At 67.9% G+C, this 20,558-nt stretch carries 17 protein-coding genes and 2 riboswitches; of the genes, 13 read left to right on the top strand and 4 right to left on the bottom strand.

All coding sequences use genetic code 11. The features are described 5' to 3' along the window. Positions 1 to 3: 3 nt before the first annotated feature. From gatA to BJQ90_RS17050, 3 genes are all read left to right on the top strand, one after another. A complete protein-coding gene (gene gatA / locus BJQ90_RS17060; protein WP_226761402.1) occupies positions 4 to 1,587 on the top strand; it encodes an Asp-tRNA(Asn)/Glu-tRNA(Gln) amidotransferase subunit GatA in 1,584 nt (527 codons plus the stop codon). Further along, positions 1,587 to 3,092, top strand: coding sequence for an Asp-tRNA(Asn)/Glu-tRNA(Gln) amidotransferase subunit GatB (gatB, locus tag BJQ90_RS17055; protein WP_226761401.1), 1,506 nt, complete (start codon positions 1,587 to 1,589; stop codon positions 3,090 to 3,092). Before gatA ends, gatB begins: the two co-directional genes overlap by 1 nt. A gap of 369 nt (positions 3,093 to 3,461) precedes the next feature. After that, positions 3,462 to 3,905 (top strand): hypothetical protein, encoded by a 444-nt coding sequence (locus BJQ90_RS17050; RefSeq protein ID WP_226761400.1) that lies wholly within the window; start codon positions 3,462 to 3,464, stop codon positions 3,903 to 3,905. Between the two features lie 64 nt (positions 3,906 to 3,969). On the opposite strand, the gene BJQ90_RS17045 is transcribed toward BJQ90_RS17050, so the two are convergent. After that, the gene (locus BJQ90_RS17045) at positions 3,970 to 4,875 is read right to left on the bottom strand and encodes a LysR family transcriptional regulator (protein WP_226761399.1); all 906 of its coding nucleotides are present in this window, start codon (positions 4,873 to 4,875) and stop codon (positions 3,970 to 3,972) included. Between the two features lie 164 nt (positions 4,876 to 5,039). On the opposite strand from BJQ90_RS17045, the gene tdh reads away from it, so the two are divergent. From tdh to hutI, 4 genes are all read left to right on the top strand, one after another. Next, a complete protein-coding gene (tdh, locus tag BJQ90_RS17040; RefSeq protein ID WP_226761398.1) occupies positions 5,040 to 6,086 on the top strand; it encodes an L-threonine 3-dehydrogenase in 1,047 nt (348 codons plus the stop codon). Between the two features lie 49 nt (positions 6,087 to 6,135). Beyond that, complete coding sequence (locus BJQ90_RS17035; protein WP_226761397.1) at positions 6,136 to 7,344, top strand: glycine C-acetyltransferase; 1,209 nt, start codon at positions 6,136 to 6,138, stop codon at positions 7,342 to 7,344. An 83-nt stretch (positions 7,345 to 7,427) separates the two neighbouring features. After that, positions 7,428 to 8,540 carry an NAD(P)/FAD-dependent oxidoreductase gene (locus BJQ90_RS17030; protein WP_226761396.1) on the top strand — a complete coding sequence of 371 codons (1,113 nt, stop codon included), beginning with the start codon at positions 7,428 to 7,430 and terminating at the stop codon, positions 8,538 to 8,540. Between the two features lie 11 nt (positions 8,541 to 8,551). Next, positions 8,552 to 9,769, top strand: coding sequence for an imidazolonepropionase (hutI, locus tag BJQ90_RS17025; RefSeq protein WP_226761395.1), 1,218 nt, complete (start codon positions 8,552 to 8,554; stop codon positions 9,767 to 9,769). Here hutI and BJQ90_RS17020 read toward each other — a convergent pair. Beyond that, positions 9,766 to 10,446 (bottom strand): histidine phosphatase family protein, encoded by a 681-nt coding sequence (locus BJQ90_RS17020; protein WP_226761394.1) that lies wholly within the window; start codon positions 10,444 to 10,446, stop codon positions 9,766 to 9,768. The genes hutI and BJQ90_RS17020 overlap by 4 nt on opposite strands. A 65-nt stretch (positions 10,447 to 10,511) precedes the next feature. Here BJQ90_RS17020 and BJQ90_RS17015 point away from each other — a divergent pair, with 65 nt between their 5' ends. Further along, complete coding sequence (locus BJQ90_RS17015) at positions 10,512 to 11,294, top strand: CPBP family intramembrane glutamic endopeptidase (protein ID WP_226761393.1); 783 nt, start codon at positions 10,512 to 10,514, stop codon at positions 11,292 to 11,294. Between the two features lie 187 nt (positions 11,295 to 11,481). Here the strand turns inward: BJQ90_RS17015 and BJQ90_RS17010 are convergent, their stop codons facing one another. Then, entirely contained in the window at positions 11,482 to 12,120 is a 639-nt protein-coding gene (locus BJQ90_RS17010; protein WP_226761392.1) for a VOC family protein, read from the bottom strand. Positions 12,121 to 12,323: 203 nt separating this feature from the next. Then, positions 12,324 to 12,439, top strand: a riboswitch (SAM riboswitch). Between the two features lie 64 nt (positions 12,440 to 12,503). Here BJQ90_RS17010 and BJQ90_RS17005 point away from each other — a divergent pair. From BJQ90_RS17005 to BJQ90_RS16995, 3 genes are all read left to right on the top strand, one after another. After that, positions 12,504 to 13,820: a bifunctional o-acetylhomoserine/o-acetylserine sulfhydrylase gene (locus BJQ90_RS17005; RefSeq protein WP_226761391.1), complete on the top strand. Its 1,317-nt coding sequence runs from the start codon at positions 12,504 to 12,506 to the stop codon at positions 13,818 to 13,820. Positions 13,821 to 13,911: 91 nt separating this feature from the next. Next, a riboswitch (SAM riboswitch) is annotated at positions 13,912 to 14,027 on the top strand. A gap of 11 nt (positions 14,028 to 14,038) precedes the next feature. After that, complete coding sequence (gene metX, locus BJQ90_RS17000; RefSeq protein WP_226761390.1) at positions 14,039 to 15,226, top strand: homoserine O-acetyltransferase MetX; 1,188 nt, start codon at positions 14,039 to 14,041, stop codon at positions 15,224 to 15,226. A gap of 182 nt (positions 15,227 to 15,408) precedes the next feature. Then, complete coding sequence (locus BJQ90_RS16995) at positions 15,409 to 16,791, top strand: MFS transporter (protein WP_226761389.1); 1,383 nt, start codon at positions 15,409 to 15,411, stop codon at positions 16,789 to 16,791. A 144-nt stretch (positions 16,792 to 16,935) separates the two neighbouring features. Here the strand turns inward: BJQ90_RS16995 and BJQ90_RS16990 are convergent, their stop codons facing one another. Continuing rightward, positions 16,936 to 17,835, bottom strand: a complete 900-nt coding sequence (locus BJQ90_RS16990; RefSeq protein ID WP_226761430.1) for a LysR family transcriptional regulator — start codon at positions 17,833 to 17,835, stop codon at positions 16,936 to 16,938. Positions 17,836 to 18,042: 207 nt separating this feature from the next. On the opposite strand from BJQ90_RS16990, the gene mmsB reads away from it, so the two are divergent. Beyond that, positions 18,043 to 18,945, top strand: a complete 903-nt coding sequence (gene mmsB / locus BJQ90_RS16985; protein ID WP_226761388.1) for a 3-hydroxyisobutyrate dehydrogenase — start codon at positions 18,043 to 18,045, stop codon at positions 18,943 to 18,945. Positions 18,946 to 19,054: 109 nt separating this feature from the next. Next, on the top strand, positions 19,055 to 20,539 hold the full coding sequence (locus tag BJQ90_RS16980) for a CoA-acylating methylmalonate-semialdehyde dehydrogenase (protein WP_226761387.1): 1,485 nt from the start codon (positions 19,055 to 19,057) through the stop codon (positions 20,537 to 20,539). The last annotated feature ends 19 nt before the right edge of the window (positions 20,540 to 20,558 follow it).

The following is a 20,558-nucleotide window of genomic DNA, read 5'->3' as shown; positions in this document are numbered from 1 at the left end:
CACATGACTGAGAACAACGAACTGATCCGTTCCTCCGCCGCAGCGCTCGCCGGCAAGCTGGCCGCCCGCGAGGTCTCCGCCGTCGAGGTCACCCAGGCGCACCTGGACCGCATCGCCGCCGTCGACGGCAAGGTCCACGCCTTCCTGCACGTCAACACGGACGAGGCGCTCGCCGTCGCCGCCGAAGTGGACGCCATCCGCGCCGCCGGCGGCGCCGCAGCCGGGGAACTCCACGCCCTCGCCGGTGTGCCGATCGCCGTCAAGGATTTGATCGTCACGATCGGCCAGCCCACCACGGCCGGCTCGAAGATCCTCGAAGGCTGGCACAGCCCCTACGACGCCACCGTGGTCGAGCGCCTGCGCGCCGCGAAGATGCCGATCCTGGGCAAAACCAACCTGGACGAATTCGCGATGGGCTCCTCCACCGAGCACTCCGCATACGGCCCCACCCACAACCCCTGGGACCTGGACCGGATCCCCGGCGGCTCCGGCGGCGGCTCCGCAGCCGCCGTCGCGGCCTTCGAGGCCCCGCTGGCCCTCGGCACCGACACTGGCGGCTCGATCCGCCAGCCCGGCGCCGTCACCGGCACCGTCGGCGTCAAGCCCACCTACGGCGGGGTCTCCCGCTACGGCGCGATCGCCATGGCCTCCTCGCTGGACCAGATCGGCCCGGTCTCGCGCACCGTGCTGGACTCCGCACTGCTGCACCAGGTCATCGGCGGGCACGATCCGCGCGACTCCACCTCGCTGCAGGACCCGCTGGAGGACCTCGTCGCCGCCGCCTCGATCGGCAACGTGGCGGGCATGAAGATCGGCATCATCAAGGAGCTCCACGGCGAGGGCTACCAGGCCGGCGTCGAGAACCGCTTCAACGAATCCCTCGAGCTGCTCAGGGGTGCCGGTGCCGAAATCGTCGAGGTCTCCTGCCCCAACTTCAAGTACGCCCTGGGCGCCTACTACCTGATCATGCCCTCCGAGGCCTCCTCCAACCTCGCCAAGTTCGACGGCGTCCGGTACGGCCTGCGGGTCCTGCCCAAGGACGGCCCGATGACGATCGAGCGCGTCATGGGTGCCACCCGCGCCGCCGGCTTCGGCGACGAGGTCAAGCGCCGCATCATCCTGGGCACGTACGCGCTGAGCGCCGGCTACTACGACGCCTACTACGGCTCGGCCCAGAAGGTGCGCACCCTGATCCAGCGCGACTTCGACGCCGCGTTCGCGAAGGCCGACGTGCTGATCTCCCCGACGGCGCCGACCACGGCGTTCAAGCTCGGCGAGAAGCTCAACGACCCGCTGGCGATGTACCTCAACGACGTCGCCACCATCCCCGCCAACATGGCCGGCGTTCCCGGGCTCTCACTGCCCGGCGGCCTGGCCGATGAGGACGGACTGCCGGTCGGCGTCCAGCTGCTGGCCCCGGCCCGCCAGGACGCCCGGCTGTACCGCGTCGGTGCGGTGCTGGAGTCCCTGCTCGAGGCGCAGTGGGGCGGCCCGCTGCTCGACAAGGCACCTTCACTGACGGACCCTTCACTGACGGGCTCTGCCCTTTCTGACGCTGCCGCTTCGAGCCACGGAGGTTCCCACTAATGTCTGACGCAACCCTCAGCTTCGAAGAGGCGATGGAGAAGTACGATCCCGTCCTGGGCTTCGAAGTCCACGTCGAGCTCAACACCAAATCCAAGATGTTCTCCTCCGCCCCGAACATCTTTGGCGACGAACCCAACACCAACGTCAACGAGGTGGACCTCGGCATGCCCGGCGTGCTGCCCGTGGTGAACAAGACCGCGATCGAGTCCTCGATCAAGATCGGCCTGGCGCTCAACTGCAAGATCGCCGAGACGTGCCGCTTCGCCCGGAAGAACTACTTCTACCCGGACACCCCGAAGAACTTCCAGACCTCCCAGTACGACGAGCCCATCGCGTACGACGGCTACCTGGACATCGAGCTCTCCGACGGCACGATCTTCCGTGTCGAAATCGAGCGCGCGCACATGGAGGAGGACGCCGGCAAGCTGACCCATATGGGCGGCGCCACCGGCCGCATCCAGGGCGCGGACTACTCCCTCGTGGACTACAACCGCTCCGGTGTGCCGCTCGTGGAGATTGTCACCAAGCCGATCGAGGGCGCGGGCAGCCGTGCCCCCGAGCTCGCCAAGGCCTACGTCGCCGCGGTCCGGGAAATCGTCAAGAACCTCGGCGTCTCCGACGCGAAGATGGAACGCGGCAACGTGCGCTGCGACGCCAACGTCTCGCTCCGCCCGCACGGCCGGGAACGCTTCGGCATCCGCTCCGAGACCAAGAACGTCAACTCGTTGCGCGCCGTCGAACACGCCGTCCGCTACGAGATCCAGCGGCACGCCGCCGTGCTGGACTCCGGCGAGCCGATCGTCCAGGAAACCCGCCACTGGCACGAGGACACCCGCACCACGACCTCGGGCCGGCCCAAATCCGACGCCGACGACTACCGCTACTTCCCGGAACCGGACCTCGTGCCGATCGTGGCCTCGCGCGAGTGGGTTGAGGAGCTCCGGGCCACACTGCCCGAGCCGCCGGCCGCCCGCCGCAAGCGCCTGCAGGCCGACTGGGGCTACTCCGACCTGGAGTTCCGCGACGTCGTCAACGCCGGTGTGATGGACGAGATCGAGGAAACCATCGCCGCCGGCGCAACCGCCACGGTGGCCCGCAAATGGTGGATGGGCGAGATCGTCGGCCGGGCCAAAAACGCCGACGTCGACCCCGGCCAGCTCGGCGTCGCACCGGCGACCATCGTGGAACTGAACAAAATGGTCGAGGACGGCAAGATCAACAACAAGATGGCCACCGAGGTCCTCGACGGCGTGCTCGCCGGCGAAGGCACCCCGGCAGAAATCGTGGCCAAGCGCGGCCTCGCCGTGGTCTCCGACGACGGCCCCCTGCTCGAAGCCATCGACGCCGCCCTCGCCGCGCAGCCCGGTGTCGCAGACAAGATCCGCGGCGGCAAGCTCCAGGCGATCGGCGCGATCGTGGGCAGCGTTATGAAGGCCACCCGGGGACAGGCCGACGCCGGCCGCGTCAAGGAGCTGATCCTGGAGCGCCTCGGCGTCGAAGGCTGACACCCGCCCTGCCCAACTGGCCCGCAGTTGTGGACGTTTCGAGCCTTCTTAGAACGTCCACAACTGCGGGCTTGTCGGGTTAACGGGGCCATGTTCAGCCAGCCGTTCCGGCCCTATGCTGGTGCCCAAGGTTCCGGTGCCAGGCCGGGCAGGGGGAAGGGCGAACCAATGGCGGTTCCACAGCGCAACGGATGGCGAAGAATCGTATTGGCGGGCGGAATCGTCGTCGCCCTTAGCGGGGCCGGGGCGGCTGCAGTCTGGGCCGGCGCCGCACCGTCAGCGACCCCGTTAGCCAGCCCCACGACTTCGGCGGCCCAGCCACCCGGTCATTCGCCCGCCGAAGGGCAGGCCCAGAAGAAAAACCGTGCCGTGCCACTGCATGGCGAAGGCATGGTCAAAAAGGACGACGGCGGATTCGAGACCCGACTGACACAGCAGGGCGCCATCGAGTCCGTCAGCAGTGCGTCGATCACCGTCAAGAGCGAGGACGGCTTCAGCCAGACCTACGTCCTCAACGCCGGAACAAAAGTCATGAAACTGCCCCCTCCTGCCGCAGACGGCACGGTTCAGAGAGACAGTGCGGGCAAGCGGCTCAAGCCCACCGCAGCCACCGCAGCGGACCTCGCAACCGGCGAACAGGTACGGATCACAGGCGTCAAGGACGGGTCCGGCATCACGGCAATGCACATTGTCGCCGGAGCCCAGGGCGTTCCGGGGCCGGGCAACGGAGTCGGCACGGGATTGGGCAATGGAGTGGGCAAGCACCTCGGCCACGGGCACTGGAAAGACCAGGCCGCGGGGCAGGCCCCGTAGGGGGTGCCTCCCACGTGCCGGGTAGTGGTCGTCTGCACGATCGCATGACACGCCCCGGGGCCGGTCAGGTGACCAGCCCGGTCATGATGGTCTGCAGCGCATCGCAGACCATCATGACCGATTTGCGCTTAAGGTTCTCCGGCCGGGCCAGGACGTCGATCCGGCGCCGGGTGCTGATGCCCTCCAGCGGCCGCAGCACAATGCCCGGGTTCAACACCGGCCGTGCCGTGTACCGGGGCAGCAGTCCGATCACGCTGCCAGTCGCCACCAGCGCCGCCACCGTGGAGTAATCGTTGATCCGGTGGACGATGTTCAGTTCCTTGCTGGAGACGGCCGCGACGGCGGAGAGGACATCCGCGGGGGAGTAGCCGGCGTGGCTGGTTACCCAGGGTTCGCCGACGACGTCGTCCGCCGACACCGACCGCTGGCCGGCCAGCCGGTGTCCGGCCGGCAGTGCGACATCCAGCGGCTCGTGCGCGAGCGGAATCACCGCGACGCGCTCCTGCGGCCAGCGCGGGCTGTGGTCCATCCGGTGCGCCAGCACCAGGTCATACCGTGCCGTCAGCGCCGGGAATTCCTGCTGGGCCACGTCCTCGTCAGAGAGCAGGATCCGCGGCTGCCCCGGCCCGGCCAGCAGCCGGGCGAGCGGGGCGAACAGCGCCTGCCCCGCACTGTGGAAACCGCTGAGGGTCACCGGCGCCACCGGGGAGCCGTGGTAAGCGCCGATCGCCGTCCGGGCGTCCGCCATGGCGCTGACGACGGCGGCCCCGGCGTCCGCGAGCACCTGCCCGGCCTCGGTCAGGACCAGGTTCCGGCCCTCCTTGCGGGTCAGCGGCACCTCCACGGATTTCTGCAGGGCCGCCAGCTGCTGCGAGACCGCCGAGGGCGTGACGAGCAGGGTTTCGGCGACGGCCTTGACGCTCCCGAGCGCCCCGAGTTCGCGGAGCATTTCCAGCTGGTGGATTTCCATGCCGCCCAGTATATGCACAAGGAAAATCTAAATCGTCGATTGAGAAAACTCCGGTTGTGCTAATGCTTTGCAGCGGCTCTAATGGGGGTGAGTTGTCCCACACAAGCTGTCCTAAGGCAGCGGATCAAAAACGTGCCTCAAGAAGAACACAGTTAGGAACGCCCATGAAGGCTCTCTACAAAGCCGGCGCCCACGCAGGATTCGAACTGGTCGACCGCCCCGAACCGGAGACCGGCCCCAGCGACGTAAAGATCCGGGTCATGACCACCGGCATCTGCGGCACCGACCTGCACATCCAGTCGTGGGACGCCTGGGCGCAGAGCATCATCAACGCCCCCCTGATCGCCGGCCACGAGTTCTACGGCGAAGTCGTCGAGACCGGCGAGGACGTCCTGGACGTCAAGGTCGGCGACCGCGTCTCCGGCGAAGGCCACATCGTCTGCGGCATCTGCCGCAACTGCCGCGCCGGCCGCAAGCAGATGTGCATCAACACCGTCAGCGTCGGCGTCCAGCGCGACGGCGCCTTCGCCGAGTTCGTCGTGATCCCCGAAACCAACGTCTGGGTGCACCAGGACCCCTCGGTCACGCCGGAACTCGGCGCCATCTTCGACCCCTTCGGCAACGCCGTCCACACCGCGCTCAGCTTCCCCCTCGTCGGTGAGGATGTGCTGATCACCGGGGCCGGGCCCATCGGGCTGATGGCCATCGCCGTCGCCCGCCACGCCGGCGCCCGCAAGATCGCCATCACGGACGTCTCCGCCCCGCGGCTGGAACTGGCCCGCACCCTCGGCGTCGACCTCGCGATCGATGTCTCCAGGATGCGCGTCAAGGACGCCCAGCGCGAGCTGGGCATGCGCGAGGGGTTCGACATCGGCATGGAAATGTCGGGACACCCCACGGCCCTGCCTGAGATGATCGAGAACATGAACCACGGCGGCCGGATCGCGATGCTGGGACTGCCCAGCCAGTCCATCGACATCGACTGGGGCAAAGTGGTCACGCATATGCTGACCATGAAGGGCATCTACGGCCGCGAAATGTTCGAGACCTGGTACGCCATGAGCGCCATGCTGTCCTCCAACCCGGTCCTGCGCGCCAACATCTCCGCCGTCGTGACGGACACCCTCCCCGCCACCGACTGGGAAAAGGGCTTCGAGATCGCCCGCGCCGGGGTGGGCGGCAAAGTCGTCCTCGACTGGACCTGCTTCTAACCCGCCACCGATTCGGCCCACCGACCCCACCAGCTGAGGAGCACAACCCATGTATTCAGCCATCAAGGACCAGTTGCAGCACGAACTGGACGAGATCCGCAGTGCCGGCCTGTTCAAGACCGAGCGGCACATCGACTCGCCCCAGGCCAACCACATCAAGGCCGGGCAGATCGGCGAGTCCAGCGCCGACGTGCTGAACTTCTGCGCCAACAACTACCTGGGCCTCGCGGACCACCCGGAGATCATCGCCGCCGCCAAGTCCGCAATGGACGAGCGCGGCTTCGGCATGGCCAGCGTCCGGTTCATCTGCGGCACCCAGGACCTGCACCTGGCCCTCGAGGAACGCGTCTCGAAGTTCCTCGGCACCGAGGACACCATCCTGTTCTCCAGCTGCTTCGACGCCAACGGCGGCGTGTTCGAATCGCTCTTCGGCCCGGAAGACGCGGTCATCTCCGACGCGCTGAACCACGCCTCGATCATCGACGGCATCCGGCTCTGCAAGGCCCAGCGCTTTCGCTACGCCAACCAGGACATGGCAGACCTCGAATCAAAGCTGATCGAGGCCACCACACAGGAGAACCCGGCCCGCCGCAAGATCATCGTCACCGACGGCGTCTTCTCGATGGACGGTTTCCTCGCCCCGCTGGAAGCGATCTGCGACCTCGCGGAAAAATACGACGCCATGGTCATGGTGGACGACTCCCACGCCGTCGGCTTTATGGGCGCCAGCGGTGCAGGCACCCCGGAGCACGCCGGCGTCTCGGACCGGGTGGACATCTACACCGGCACCTTCGGCAAGGCCCTGGGCGGTGCCTCCGGCGGCTACGTCTCCGGCCGCCGCGAAGTCGTCGCCATGCTCCGCCAGAAGGCCCGGCCGTACCTGTTCTCCAACTCGCTGGCCCCGGCCATCGTCGCGGCGACGCTCACGGCCCTGGACCTCGTGGAGAACTCCGGGGAACTGCGCAGCAAGCTCTTCGCCAACGCCGGGCTGTTCCGGAACCGGATGTCCGAGGAGGGCTTCGAGTTGCTCCCGGGCGAGCACGCGATCGTTCCGGTTATGTTCGGCGACGCTGTGATGGCCGCCCGGGTGGCGGATGCAATGCTGCACAACGGAGTCTTCGTCACCGCGTTCAGCTACCCCGTGGTGCCCAAGGGCGCCGCCCGGATCCGCGTGCAGCTCTCCGCCGCGCACAGCGCCGAAGACGTCGAGGCGTGCGTGCAGGCCTTCGTGCGCAGCCGCGCCGCCGTCGCCGGCTGAACGGAGGTCCACCGGCAGGGCAGATCCAAGGTTGCGGCGCCACAAACGGCGCCGCAACCGTTTCCGTCTGCAAGGATGGGACCATGTCAGCTAATTACGATGTCGTGATTGTCGGCGGCGGTATCGCCGGCCTGTCCCTTGCCTCAGCCCTTGCCGGGAAATGCAGCGTCGCGCTGGTGGAAGCCGAGCAGACGCTGGCCTACCACACCTCGGCGCGCTCGGCCCGGCAGCTGATCCCCAGCTACGGGCCCCTCGCGGTCCAGGAGCTCACGCTCCGGACCCTCGAACTTATCGCCGCCCAGGACGCCGACCGGCCGGAACCGGTGCTCTCACCGCGCAGCTTCATGCTGATCGGCGACGACGCCGCCGTGCGGGAGCAGGCCAGCGGCCACATGCGGCCGATCACCCACGCCGAGGCACTGGAACTCTGCCCGGTACTGCTCCCGGACTCCTTCTCCGCCGCCGGCCTGGATACCGGCTCCTTCGCCTGCAACGCGCCCCTGCTGCTCGAGGACCACCGCCGGCTCGCGGAAGCCGGCGGTGTGGACATCATCACCGGCGCCCGCGTCCACTCGGCCCAGCGCCTCGGCTCCGGCTGGGAACTGGGCGCCGGCCAGGAAGGCTTCCAGGCCGCCGTCGTGGTCAACGCCGCCGGCGCCTGGGCCGACGAACTTGCCGTGCTCAGCGGCGTCGAGAAGGTCCAGCTGCAGCCCTACCGGCGCACCGCGGCGATCGTCGACGTCGGGCGTCCCCTCCCGGAAAGCAGCCCCATGGTGGCCGCCGCCGACGACTCATTCTATTTCCGGCGCGACGGCGAGCAGGTCCTGATCTCGCCCTCGGAACACGAGCCGAGCGGGCCCGAGGACGCGCAGCCGCACCCGGGGGACATCGAGGCACTCATCGCCCGGCTCAACGCCCTCACCACGCTTGGCATCCGCGGCGTCCGCCAGGCCTGGACCGGGCTGCGCACGGAAGCGGCCGACGGCGCCCCGGTGGTGGGGTTCGACGCCGAGGCCCCCGGATTCTTCTGGCTCGCCGGACAGGGCGGCTACGGCTTCCAGACTTCCTCCGGCATCGCCGAACTGGCCGCCGGACTCATCCTCGCCGGCCAGGGAAGCGCGGCCGCTGCGGCGGCCGGTCCGGTATCCCGGACAGCGGAGGCGCTGGCGGCGACACGCTGGTCCATCCGGCGCTGAAGAATGGACCCATGAGCACCCTGATAACCAACATCGCCGAGCTGATGACCCAGGACCGGGAACACCGCGTCCTGAAGAACGCGGCCGTGCTGGTCGAGGGCGAACGGATCGCCTGGCTGGGGCCGGCGGCCGACGCGCCGGCCGCCGACGAGTCCGTCGACGCCGGCGGCAGGGCCCTGCTGCCCGGCTGGGTCGATTCCCACACCCACCTCATCTTCGCCGGGGACCGGACCGCCGAGTTCGAGGCCCGGATGGCGGGGGAGAGCTACAGCGCCGGCGGGATCGCGGTGACCACCGGAGCCACCCGGAGCACCAGCGATTTCGACCTCACCCGGCTCGCCATGGGCCGGATGGCCGAGGCCGTCTCGCAGGGCACCACCTACCTTGAGACCAAGACCGGCTACGGACTGGACGTCGAAAACGAGGCCCGCAGCGCCCGGATCGCCTCCACCGTGGTCGACGAGGTCACCTACCTGGGCGCCCACCTGGTGCCCGACGGGATGGACGCCGAGGAATACACGGAGCTGGTCTGCGGCCCGATGCTCTCCGCCGTCCGGCCGTTCGTGCGCTGGGCCGACGTCTTCTGCGAGCGGGGCGCCTTCGACGAGGCCCAGTCCCGGCGCGTGCTCCAGGCCTGCCGGGACGCCGGACTGGGGCTGCGCGTGCACGGCAACCAGCTCGGCGAAGGACCCGGGGTCCGGCTGGCGGTGGAATTCGGCGCGGCCAGCGTGGACCACGTGAACTACCTGTCCGCCGCCGACGTCGAGGCCCTCGCGGCCAGCTGGGCCGGCTGGGACGGCGGTGACAGTGTCACAGGAACTGCCCGCGGCACGGTGGCGACCTGCCTGCCGGCCTGCGATCTGTCCACCCGCCAGCCGCTGGCACCGGGCCGGGAACTGCTCGACGCCGGCGTGCAGCTCGCGCTGGCATCCAACTGCAACCCCGGCACCTCCTACACCAGCTCGATGGCGTTCTGCGTCACCACGGCCGTGCTCCAGATGCGCCTCAGCGTCCACGAGGCCGTGCGTGCCGCGACGTATGGCGGCGCGCTGGCCCTCGGCCGGGAGTCCGGCAACGACGTCGACGGCGAACGCGCCGTCGGCTCGATCGCCGTCGGCCACCGCGCGGACCTGCACCTGCTCAACGCGCCCTCGGCCACCCACCTCGCCTACCGGCCCGGCATTCCGCTGACGCACGCCGTCTGGCGGGCGGGCGTCCGAGCCCGCTAGAAGAACATCGGCGGGGCGTCCAGCACGGTCTCATCGATCCGCCGGGCCTCCCACTGGCTGAACGGCTTGTCCAGCCCGTACTTGCCCTCCCCGGTGCGGTACAGGGTGCGGACCTCGGCGTTGTCCGGGTTGTTGAGGGACTCGAAGTACTCCACCGACCAGTGGAACCAGCGCATGCAGAACAGCCGCATGGTGAGCCCGTGGGTCACGAACAGCGCGTTCGGGGCGTAGTCCGGCCTGGACCAGTGCCGGTACAGGGTCTCCATGAAGGACGAGACCCTGTCATAGACATCGGAGCCGGACTCGCCTTCCCGGAAGCGGTAGAAGAAGTGGCCGTACGCGTTGCGGAGTTCCTTCTGGTCCTCGATCTCGCCGGCGATCTGGAAGTTGGCCCAGTCCTGTTCCCGCAGCCGCGGCTCCTCGATCACCCGCTCGATCTGCGGACCGAGGTTGAGCGCCTCAAGGGTCTGGTAGGCGCGCAGATAGGGGGAGACGTACACGCAGACCTGGCGCCCGTCCAGCAGCCGCCGGACCTCCTCGCCGGCCGCCCGGGCCTGTTCCACGCCGCGTTCGGTGAGCGGGATCCGGTAATCGGGCACCCGGTTGTAGATCGAGGTGTCGGCGTTGGCGGCGGACTGGCCGTGCCGGATCATGATGATTTTTCCGGGCGCACTCATAAACCCCAAGCATAGGCGGCAACGCCGGTAAGGCGGGGCAAGCCGAGACCGGGCAAGATAGGAACATGCTGGTTCCCTCCCGCCGTCGCCTGCGGCTAGAAGTCTGGATCGTCCTGGGCCTGTCCCTGGGGCAGTCCGCCGTGTATTCGGTCGTTCAGTTGCTCGACAAGCTGACCCGGGCGCCGCTGGCCGAGGCCACCTCGACGCTGAACCGTTCGCAAAGCACCCGCGAATACTTTGACCTCACCTACCAGCTGCTGGATATCTTCTTCGCCCTGGTGCCGGTGGTCCTGGCCCTCTACTTCCTGACCGACCACCTGACGCCTGGCCCGGCCGGCCGCGGCAGCCATGGCGCCACGGCATTCCAGAAACTGGGGCTCAATTTTGCGCGCCCCGGCAGGGACCTGCTGCAGGGCTTCGGTCTGGCGGCGCTGATTGGCATCCCGTCGCTGGGCCTCTACGCCGCCGGGCGAGCCCTTGGTATTACGACGTCGATCATCCCCAGCGCGCTGGACGCCTACTGGTGGACGGTGCCCGTGCTGGTCCTCTCCGCGGTCCGGCACGGCGTCGTGGAGGAAGTGATCGTGGTGGGCTACCTGCTGGACCGGCTCCCCAAGCTCGGCTGGAGCCTGCCGCTGGCGATCTTCGCCAGTTCGATGCTGCGCGGCAGCTACCACCTCTACCAGGGCTTCGGCCCGTTCATCGGCAACGCCATCATGGGCGTGATCTTCGCGCTGGTCTACACCAGGACCCGGCGCCTGATGCCGTTGGTGATCGCCCATGCCGTGCTCGACACCGTGGCGTTCGTTGGCTTCAGCCTCTTCGGCAAGGCCATCGGCCTGGGCTGAGCCTGCCCAAAGCACCAACCACCAACCACCCAGCAACGCGGGGTCACTTAGCGCCCATTCGGAGCCTCCGGACGGGCGCTAAGTGACCCCGCGTTGCAAGGTCATGCGTTAAAAGGTTTCGGCCGCCATCGGTGGGTGACGTCATTGGCACCCGCTGATGGCGGCCGAAGTGTAGGGCGGTAAGGCGTTAGATGGTGACGGCTCCGGAGGCCGTCTCGAAGGTGACGGAGAGGATGCCGGGGGTGCCGCGGGGAGCGAGCCAGTTCACTGCCACATCTTCCAGCGGCTTCTCCACCGGAACACCCAGCCATTCGGTGACGCGCTCTGCCGAGCCGGCAATCGTGAGGGCGGACATCTTGACGTTGCTCTCGTAGGCCTTCGACGGGTGGAGTTCCGGATCGCCTTCCCACTTGAGCATGTACGGGACCTGGGGATCGGCGATGAGTCCGAGGATGCCGATCTGCTTCCAGACCAGTTCGCGGCCGTCGGGGAACTTGCGGTTGCCGCTGACGGCGGCGCGGCCAAGCCGATCCTCGAAGGGGGCCAGGTCGTCCACTTCGACGCACCAGCCCATCCAGCCGCCGCCCGCTTCGGAGCGGGCACGGACGGCCTGGCCGAAGGGTGCCTTGTCCGACGCCGGGTGGTTTAGAACCTCCACGACCTCGACATATTTGTGTCCCGCAAGCGGGATGATCATGTTGCGGGTCCCGAATCGGGGGTGTACTCCGCCCTTCACGGCTTCCACGCCGAGGGCAGACGCAATTCGTTCGGTGGTGGCAGCGAGGCCATCTTGTTCACAGGCGTAAGAGACGTGATCCATGCGCATGCCCTCATCTTGACACTTTGTGATGCGGCTCTCAGCTTAGGTACTCCTAACCGTGATGGGATGTCCAATTCGGGGGCGCCGACACGTGAATGTTTCCTTTGTCAATAGGCGGTTTAAGGTGCCCGGTCCTGCCCCCGCCCCCGCAACTTCATCTTCGTCATAAAGCTATCCACAGCCCGGACATGCTTCCTAGACTGGGGGCAGGTCATGAGTGCCAGCACACAGCCCCGGCTCGCTGGCCGGCAACCCTCGTATCGCGGTGGGGTGCCCCGGGTGAAGACCTGGCCTGCCGGCGCCCGCCGGACGGCAAGCGCGGCGCCAGTACTGTCCCGGACCAACGAGTCCGGGGTTGTCTGTGCCCAGTCCCTAAAAGGAGCCTCCCGATGTCCAGTGCCTGGTCTTTCGAAACCCGCCAGATCCATGCCGGCCAGGAGCCGGACAGCGCCACCGGCGCCCGCTCGCTGCCGATTTACCAGACGACGTCGTTCGTCTTCCCCAGCGCTGAAAGCGCCGCCAACCGCTTCGCCCTTGCCGAACTGGCTCCCATCTACACCCGGATCGGCAACCCCACCCAGGATGCCGTCGAACAGCGGGTGGCAAGCCTGGAGGGCGGACTCGCGGCCCTGCTGCTGAGCTCGGGCCAGGCCGCGGAGACCTTCGCGATCCTCAACGTCGCAGAGGCCGGCGACCATGTGGTGGCCAGCCCCAGCCTCTACGGCGGCACCTACAATCTGCTCGCGCACACCCTAAAGAAGTTCGGCATCACCGTCACCTTCGTGGAGGACCCCGACAACCTGGCCCAGTGGCGTGACGCCGTGCAACCGAACACCAAGCTGTTCTTCGGCGAAGTAGTCTCCAACCCCCGCCAGGACGTGCTGGACATCGAGGGCATCTCGCAGGTGGCGCACGAGGCCGGTGTCCCGCTGATCGTGGACAACACGCTCTCCACCCCGTACCTGATCCGGCCGATCGAGTGGGGTGCGGACATCGTGGTGCACTCCGCCACCAAGTACCTTGGCGGCCACGGCGCCGCGATCGCGGGCGTGATCGTGGACTCCGGCAACTTCGACTTCGGCAAGGACCCGGAGCGTTTCCCCGGCTTCAACACTCCGGACCCCACCTACAACGGCCTGGTCTACGCACGGGACCTCGGCAAGGACGGCGCCCTTGGCGCCAACCTCTCCTACATCCTCAAGGCGCGCGTCCAGTTGCTGCGCGACCTCGGCTCGGCAGTGTCTCCGTTCAACGCCTTCCTCATCGCCCAGGGCATCGAGACCCTGAGCCTGCGCATGGAGCGGCACGTCGCCAACGCCATCAGGGTGGCCGAATGGCTTGAGGCGAGGGACGACGTCGAATCCGTCGCCTACGCGGGGCTGCCCTCCAGCCCCTGGTACGGGCGCGGCCGCAAGTACGGCCCGAAGGGGACCGGCGCCGTCGTGTCCTTCAATCTCGCTGGCGGAGCCGAGGCCGGAAAGCGTTTCGTCGACGCCCTCGAGCTGCACTCGCACGTGGCGAACATCGGCGACGTGCGCTCCCTCGTCATCCACCCGGCGTCGACCACGCACAGCCAGCTCTCCCCGGAACAGCAGGCCGTTGCCGGCGTGAATCCCGGCCTGGTGCGCCTCTCGGTGGGCCTGGAGCACATCGACGACATCCTCGCCGACCTTGACGCCGGATTCCGCGCGGCCAAGACCGTCTGAGCGCGAGGCCGGGGCGCCGGTTTGATCCGGGGTGTCATACGGGCGTCACAATCTTCGCCACCGGGCCGCCGCATTTCGTACACTCAGTGAAGGTCATGAGTGCCAGCGACAGCCCCGGCTTGCTGGCCGGCAACCCTCCTTTTGCGGCGGGGTGCCCCGGGTGAAGACCTGGCCTGCCGGTCAGCTGACGGCGGGCAAGCGCGAAGTTAGGTCCTCAGATGACGATTGCCGTCACCCGACAGGGTGCACCTGTAAGCAAAACCTCCCACGCCGATGCCCCCTCCCCGGGCGGCCCGGAAGCTGCTGCCCCGGGCGGCACTGTTCCGGATGGTACCGTCCGGTACCTCCGGATCGGCGACCTGGAGCTCGAGTCCGGCGCCCGGCTGCCTGACGTCACCCTCGGCTACGAGTCGTGGGGGACGCTCAACGCGGACCGCTCCAACGCCGTGCTGATCGAGCACGCGCTGACCGGAGACACCCATGTGACGCGGGGCGGCAGCGAGGAGCCGGGCTGGTGGGAGCAGCTCGCCGGTCCCGGCGCGCCGGTGGACACGGACAAGTACTTCGTCGTCTCGATCAATATTCTTGGCGGCTGCTACGGCTCCACGGGACCCTCGTCGACGGCGCCGGACGGAAAGCCCTGGGGCTCACGGTTCCCGCTCGTCACGCTCCGGGACACGACCGAGGCCGAAGCCAGGCTGGCGGACGCCCTGGGCATCCGCAGCTGGTACGCCGTGCTCGGCGGTTCCCTGGGCGGGGCGCGTGCCCTGGAATGGGCCGTCAGCTATCCGGAACGGGTCCAGCGCTGCGCCGTGATATCGGTCGGAGCCAGCAGCACCGCCGAACAGATTGCCTTCGCCCAGGCCCAGACGCTGGCCATCCGGCTGGACCCGAACTTCAACGGCGGGGACTACTACGGCGGACCCGAACCGGAAGCCGGCCTCGCCCTGGCCCGGCGGATAGCGCACATCACCTACCGCTCGGCCGCGGAGCTGGACGGACGCTTCGGCCGGAACGCCCAGGACTCCGAGGCCCCACTGGAAGCCGGATCCCTCGCCGGGCGCGGGCGCTACCAGGTGGAAAGCTACCTCGACCACCAGGGCAACAAACTGGTCCGCCGCTTCGATGCGAACAGCTACATCGCCATCACCGAGGCGCTCATGAGCCACGACATCTGCCGGGGCCGCGGCGCCCTCGCGGAGGCCCTGGCTCCTGCCACGGCGGCGTTCCTGGTGGCGGCCGTCGACTCGGACCGGCTGTACTTCCCGGCCCAGTCCCGCGCGCTCGCCGCGGCCCTGCCGGGCGAGGTTGCGGTGCACACCATCCAGGCGCCGATCGGGCACGACGGCTTCCTGACCGAGATTGGCCAGCTCAATGACCAGCTCCGGCAGCACTTCTTCGGTTAGTCCTACAGCCCCAAAACGGCGTCCCGTGTGCATTTTTGCAGATGCGCTCTGCACTAATGGCCGTTGAGGCCCGCTCCGGAAGAGACCATACTCGTGGGTAATGGCGCCGCGTGTCTTACATCACAAGCGCCCTCCTCCCGAATGGTCCATAGGGTGTCGACGGAGACACCGAAGGAGTCACAATGAGTACGGAAAACGCGGCCGCGAGGCGCGCAGAAGAGACGGACGTCAAATCGTCCGGCCTGAAGAAGGTAGTTGCGGCCTCCATGGCCGGCACCGTTGTCGAATGGTATGAGTTCTTCCTCTACGCCTCCGCTGCCACCCTTGTTTTCGGCAAGGCCTTCTTCCCCAATTCGGGAAGCGAGCTGGACGGCATCCTCGCCGCCTTCCTCACCTACGCTGTGGGCTTCATTGCCCGCCCGATCGGCGGCATCGTCTTCGGCCACTTCGGCGACAAGTTCGGCCGCAAGCAGCTGCTGCAGCTGAGCATCATCCTGGTCGGCGTTTCCACTTTCCTGATGGGCTGCCTCCCCACCTTCGCGCAGATCGGCTACTGGGCTCCGGCGCTGCTGGTCTTCCTGCGCTTCGCCCAGGGCTTCGCGGTCGGCGGTGAATGGGGCGGCGCCGTCCTGCTCGTCGCCGAGCACAGCCCCAGCAAGTCCCGCGGCTTCTGGGCCAGCTGGCCGCAGTCGGCCGTACCGCTGGGCAACCTCCTGGCCACCGCGGTGCTCTTCGGCCTCTCCGCACTGCTTTCCTCCGCGGACTTCCTGTCCTGGGGCTGGCGTGTGGCGTTCTGGCTCTCCGCCGTGATCGTGCTCGTGGGCTACTACATCCGCACCAAGGTCAGCGACGCCCCCATCTTCCTGGAGGCCCGCAAAGAGGTCGACGCCGGCCACAAGGGCTACGGCGTCAAGGAAGTGTTCCGCCGCTACCCCCGCGGTGTTTTCACCGCCATGGGCCTGCGCTTCGCGGAGAACATCCTCTACTACCTTGTGGTCACGTTCTCCATCACCTACCTCAAGACGGTGGTCCACACCGACACCTCACGGATCCTGCTCCTGCTGCTCGTGGCGCACTTCATCCACTTCTGCGTGGTGCCGATGGTCGGCCGCATGTCCGACCACTTCGGCCGCAAGCCGGTTTACATGGCCGGTGCCGTCCTGGGCGCCACTTGGGGCTTCTTTGCCTTCCCCATGATGGACACCGGCAACGATTTCATCATCCTCGCCGCCGTCACCATCGGCCTGCTCTTCCACGCCCTCATGTACGCCGGCCAGCCGGCCATCATGGCCGAAATGTTCCCGACCCGGATGCGCTACTCCGGCGTCTCGCTGGGCTACCAGGTCACCTCGATCGTCGCCGGCTCGCTGGCCCCGATCATCGCCGTCGCCCTGCTGAGCCAGTACAAGTCCTCCACCCCGGTGGCGATCTACCTGCTCGGCGCCTGCCTGGTGACCATGGTGGCCGTGTTCTTCCTCAAGGAAACCCGCGGCATCTCCCTGCACGACGTCGACGCCGCCGACGCCCAGGGCACCGCCGACCTCCTTGCCGCAGGCAAGAGGTAGCAGTCAAGAAGTAACAGCCGATATCCACCTGCTGGCAACCATTAGTGGATGAGCGGCAGCCCGGGTACCCGCAGTGCGGGGACCCGGGCTGCCGCTGTTGAAGGGGTCCCAGCCCGCGAGGACGGCTTAGCCCGCCAGGACGGCTTAGCCCGCCAGAACGTCCTGGCGTTCGGAGATCTCCGTCCGGATCGCCCCGAGCACCGCCTGCACCGGAGCCGAACGCAGCGATTCGGCGCGTGCCACAGCCCAGATCGGGAGCTGCCGCTGGAAGTCGTCCGGCAGCACGCGCACGAAGTTGGGGTCGCCGACGGCCAGGAAATTGGGCAGGAGGCCGATCCCTGCGCCACGCCGGACAGCCTCGAGCTGGGCAAAGATGCTGGTGGCCTGGAAGCTGGAGCGCGGGACGGGAAGCTGGGTGGAGCGGTGGCCAAGCTCGGCGACCTGCAGTGCGGACTCCACGTAGGAGACGAAACCGTGCTGCCGGACGTCGTCGAGCGTCGCCGGCAGGCCATGCTCCCGGGCATACTGCGGACTGGCGTACAGCCGGAGGAAGTAGTTGGACAGGAAGATGGTCTGCGCGTTGCTGACGTCCAGATTGCCCACCACCACCTCGAGATCGACCCCGGACCGGTTTTGGCTGACCTTGCGGGTGGCGCTGAGCATTTCAACGTTCAGCAGCGGGTGGCCCTGCTGCAGCCGGACGAGCGCCGGTGCGACGAACTCGGCGCCGAAGCCGTCGGGGGTGCTGATCCGAACCAGCCCCGACAGCACATCTTCGGACCGGGCGATCCGGTTCGTGAGTGCCCCGAGGGTGCCCTCGATCGCCTCGGCGGCTGCCACGGCCTCGTTGCCAAGGTCCGTCAGCTCCCAGCCGTGCGGGCTCCGCTCCAGGGTGCGCCCGCCCAGCTGTTTGTCCAGCGCCAGGATCCGGCGGGAGATGGTGGTGTGGGTGGTGCCGAGGGCTTCCGCCACCGCATTGAACCTGCCCAGCCGGGCCACGGTCAGCAGGATGAGCAGGTCGTCCGGGCTCGGAAGCCGCCGCAAGTCCACAATGACTCCTCTGAAATCAGGCGTGTGCATCCATGCACATACCATCTGTAGTTTTTTTCCTTGATTGCACTGTAACAGGGTGTGATGCTTGACACGGAGAGTCCGGCGAAACGTCCGGACCACAGGCAGCACAACAAGCAGCCGCAGAGCAGCACCCACAGCACTACGCACAGCAAGAAGCAAAGCAAAGGAGCTTATGCCATGGCAGTTATCGCTTGGATCGGACTGGGGAACATGGGCGGGTCCATGTCTGTGAACCTCGCCAAGGCCGGCCACGATGTCCGCGGGTTCGACCTCAACGCCGAGGCCGTCGCCGCCGCGGAGGCAGGCGGAGTGAAGCCTGCGGCAAGCATCGCCGACGCCGTCGACGGCGCGGACGTCGTCTTCACCATGCTCCCCAAGGGCGAGCACGCCCGCGCTGTCTACCTCGGCGAGGACGGCGTCCTGGCCCACGCGGACACCCGGACCCTGCTGGTGGACTCCTCCACGATCGACATCGCCTCCGCCCAGGCCCTGCACGACGCCGCGGCTGCCGCCGGCTTCCGCTTTGTCGACGCCCCGGTCTCGGGCGGCATGAGTGGCGCGAAGGCCGCCACCCTGACCTTTATGATCGGCGGCGAAGCCGACGCCGTGGCCGAGGCCACCGAGTACATCAAGCCGATGGCCGCCAACATCATCCCCACCGGCGGCGCCACCACCGGCCAGGCCGCGAAGATCTGCAACAACCTCATGCTCTTCATCAACCTGGCCTCCACCGCGGAAGGGGCCGTCCTCGCGGACCGGCTCGGACTGGACAAGCAGGTCTTCTGGGACATCGCGTCCGTCTCCTCCGGCGACAGCTGGGCGCTGCGCACCTGGTACCCGGTCGCCGGCGTGGTCCCCACCGCGGCCTCCAACAATAACTTCGCCCCGACCTTCACCACCGAGCTGGCCAACAAGGACATCGGACTCGCCATCAGCGCGGCACGCGACACCGGCACCCCGCTGGAAATCGGCGAGCACGTCCAGCAGCTCTTCCAGCGCCTCATCGACTCCGGCAACGCCGGCACGGACTGCTCCGCGATCGTCAAGCTGGTCGACGGCACCCTGGATACCGGCAAGTAAGCTCCTCCCGGTCAACGCGGCCGGGCAAACACCGCCACGCAACGGCCTGGCGCGGGCAAACCCCGCGCGCCGCTGCCCTTAACAGCTCCCCACGAAAGAGAACCACCCCATGGAACGCATCCCGCACTTCATCAACGGCGCCCTGATTTCCGACGCCGAGCGCTACGGCCCCGTCTTCAACCCGGTCACCGGCGAGCAGGAAAAGGAAGTTGCCCTCGCCTCCGCCGACCGCGTCGAGGAGGCCATCCGTGCCGCCCGCGCGGCCCTGCCCGGCTGGCGCGCCACCAGCCTCGGCAAGCGCACCAACATTTTCTTCAAGGTCCGCGAACTGCTGCTGCAGCGCCGGCCCGAGCTGGCCGCCCTGCTGACCAGCGAACACGGCAAGGTCCTCTCCGACGCCGAAGGCGAGATCACCCGCGGCCTGGAGAACATCGAATTCGCCACCGGGCTGTCCCACGCGCTCAAGGGTGAGCGCTCCGAGCAGGTGGCCGGCGGCGTCGACGTCCACTCGGTGCGCCAGCCGGTCGGGGTGGTTGCGTGCATCACGCCGTTCAACTTCCCGGCCATGGTGCCGCTGTGGATGATCGGCAGCGCCCTGGCCTGCGGCAACACCGTGCTGCTTAAGCCCAGCGAAAAGGACCCGTCCTCGGCCGTCTTTATCGCCCAGGTCTTCGCCGAGGCCGGCCTGCCCGCCGGTGTCCTCAACGTCGTCCATGGTGACAAGGAAGCCGTCGACGTGCTCCTGGAACACCCGGACGTCAAGGCCATCAGCTTCGTCGGCTCGACGCCGATTGCCCAGTCCATCTACAAGCGCGCCGCCGACCACGGCAAGCGCGTCCAGGCCCTGGGCGGCGCCAAGAACCACATGGTGGTGCTGCCGGACGCGGACCTGAACATGGCCGCCGATGCGGCTGTCTCCGCCGCGTACGGATCCGCCGGCGAGCGCTGCATGGCCGTCAGCGTCCTGGTCGCGGTCGGGAACATCGCCGATGAGCTTGTCAGCGCGATCACCACCCGGATGGGCACCCTGAAGATCGGCGCCGGCACGGACCCCTCATCCCAGATGGGCCCGCTCATCACCGCCGCCCACCGCGACAAGGTCGCCTCCTATGTCGCCGGCGCGGCCAGCGAAGGGGCCACCGTGGTGGTGGACGGCCGGGAGCAGAAGTTCGATTCCAACGGCTTCTTCATCGGCGTCAGCCTGGTTGACCACGTCAAGCCCGGCATGAAGGTCTACGACGATGAGATCTTCGGCCCGGTCCTCTCCGTGGTCCGCGTCGAAACCTACGCCGACGCCGTCAGGCTCGTCAATGACAACGAGTTCGGCAACGGCGTGGCGATCTTCACCCGCGACGGCGGCGCCGCACGGCAGTTCGAGTTCGACGTCGAGGCCGGCATGGTGGGCGTCAACGTGCCGATCCCGGTTCCGGTGGGGACCTTCTCCTTCGGCGGCTGGAAGAACTCGCTCTTCGGCGACACCCACATGTACGGCCCGGAGAGCATCCGCTTCTACACCCGCGGCAAGGTCGTCACCACCCGCTGGCCGGATCCGTCCACCTCGGTGATCGACCTCGGCTTCCCCCAGGTCGACTGACCCCGACGCCCCCCGCCCC

The sequence above is a fragment of the Arthrobacter sp. SO3 genome, from assembly GCF_020532825.1.
In the GTDB taxonomy this organism is placed as follows: domain Bacteria; phylum Actinomycetota; class Actinomycetes; order Actinomycetales; family Micrococcaceae; genus Arthrobacter.
The sequence above is the reverse complement of the archived record's forward strand: the minus strand, read 5'-3'. Positions and strand labels throughout refer to the sequence as shown.

Excerpts from the sequence above, each read along its gene's own strand:
- gatA (WP_226761402.1), top strand. The coding sequence starts at position 4 with ATGACTGAGAACAACGAACTGATCCGTTCCTCCGCCGCAGCGCTCGCC.
- gatB (WP_226761401.1), top strand. The coding sequence starts at position 1,587 with ATGTCTGACGCAACCCTCAGCTTCGAAGAGGCGATGGAGAAGTACGAT.
- BJQ90_RS17045 (WP_226761399.1), bottom strand. The coding sequence starts at position 4,875 with ATGGAAATCCACCAGCTGGAAATGCTCCGCGAACTCGGGGCGCTCGGG.
- tdh (WP_226761398.1), top strand. The coding sequence starts at position 5,040 with ATGAAGGCTCTCTACAAAGCCGGCGCCCACGCAGGATTCGAACTGGTC.
- BJQ90_RS17035 (WP_226761397.1), top strand. The coding sequence starts at position 6,136 with ATGTATTCAGCCATCAAGGACCAGTTGCAGCACGAACTGGACGAGATC.
- BJQ90_RS17030 (WP_226761396.1), top strand. The coding sequence starts at position 7,428 with ATGTCAGCTAATTACGATGTCGTGATTGTCGGCGGCGGTATCGCCGGC.
- hutI (WP_226761395.1), top strand. The coding sequence starts at position 8,552 with ATGAGCACCCTGATAACCAACATCGCCGAGCTGATGACCCAGGACCGG.
- BJQ90_RS17020 (WP_226761394.1), bottom strand. The coding sequence starts at position 10,446 with ATGAGTGCGCCCGGAAAAATCATCATGATCCGGCACGGCCAGTCCGCC.
- BJQ90_RS17015 (WP_226761393.1), top strand. The coding sequence starts at position 10,512 with ATGCTGGTTCCCTCCCGCCGTCGCCTGCGGCTAGAAGTCTGGATCGTC.
- BJQ90_RS17010 (WP_226761392.1), bottom strand. The coding sequence starts at position 12,120 with ATGCGCATGGATCACGTCTCTTACGCCTGTGAACAAGATGGCCTCGCT.
- BJQ90_RS17005 (WP_226761391.1), top strand. The coding sequence starts at position 12,504 with ATGTCCAGTGCCTGGTCTTTCGAAACCCGCCAGATCCATGCCGGCCAG.
- metX (WP_226761390.1), top strand. The coding sequence starts at position 14,039 with ATGACGATTGCCGTCACCCGACAGGGTGCACCTGTAAGCAAAACCTCC.
- BJQ90_RS16995 (WP_226761389.1), top strand. The coding sequence starts at position 15,409 with ATGAGTACGGAAAACGCGGCCGCGAGGCGCGCAGAAGAGACGGACGTC.
- mmsB (WP_226761388.1), top strand. The coding sequence starts at position 18,043 with ATGGCAGTTATCGCTTGGATCGGACTGGGGAACATGGGCGGGTCCATG.
- BJQ90_RS16980 (WP_226761387.1), top strand. The coding sequence starts at position 19,055 with ATGGAACGCATCCCGCACTTCATCAACGGCGCCCTGATTTCCGACGCC.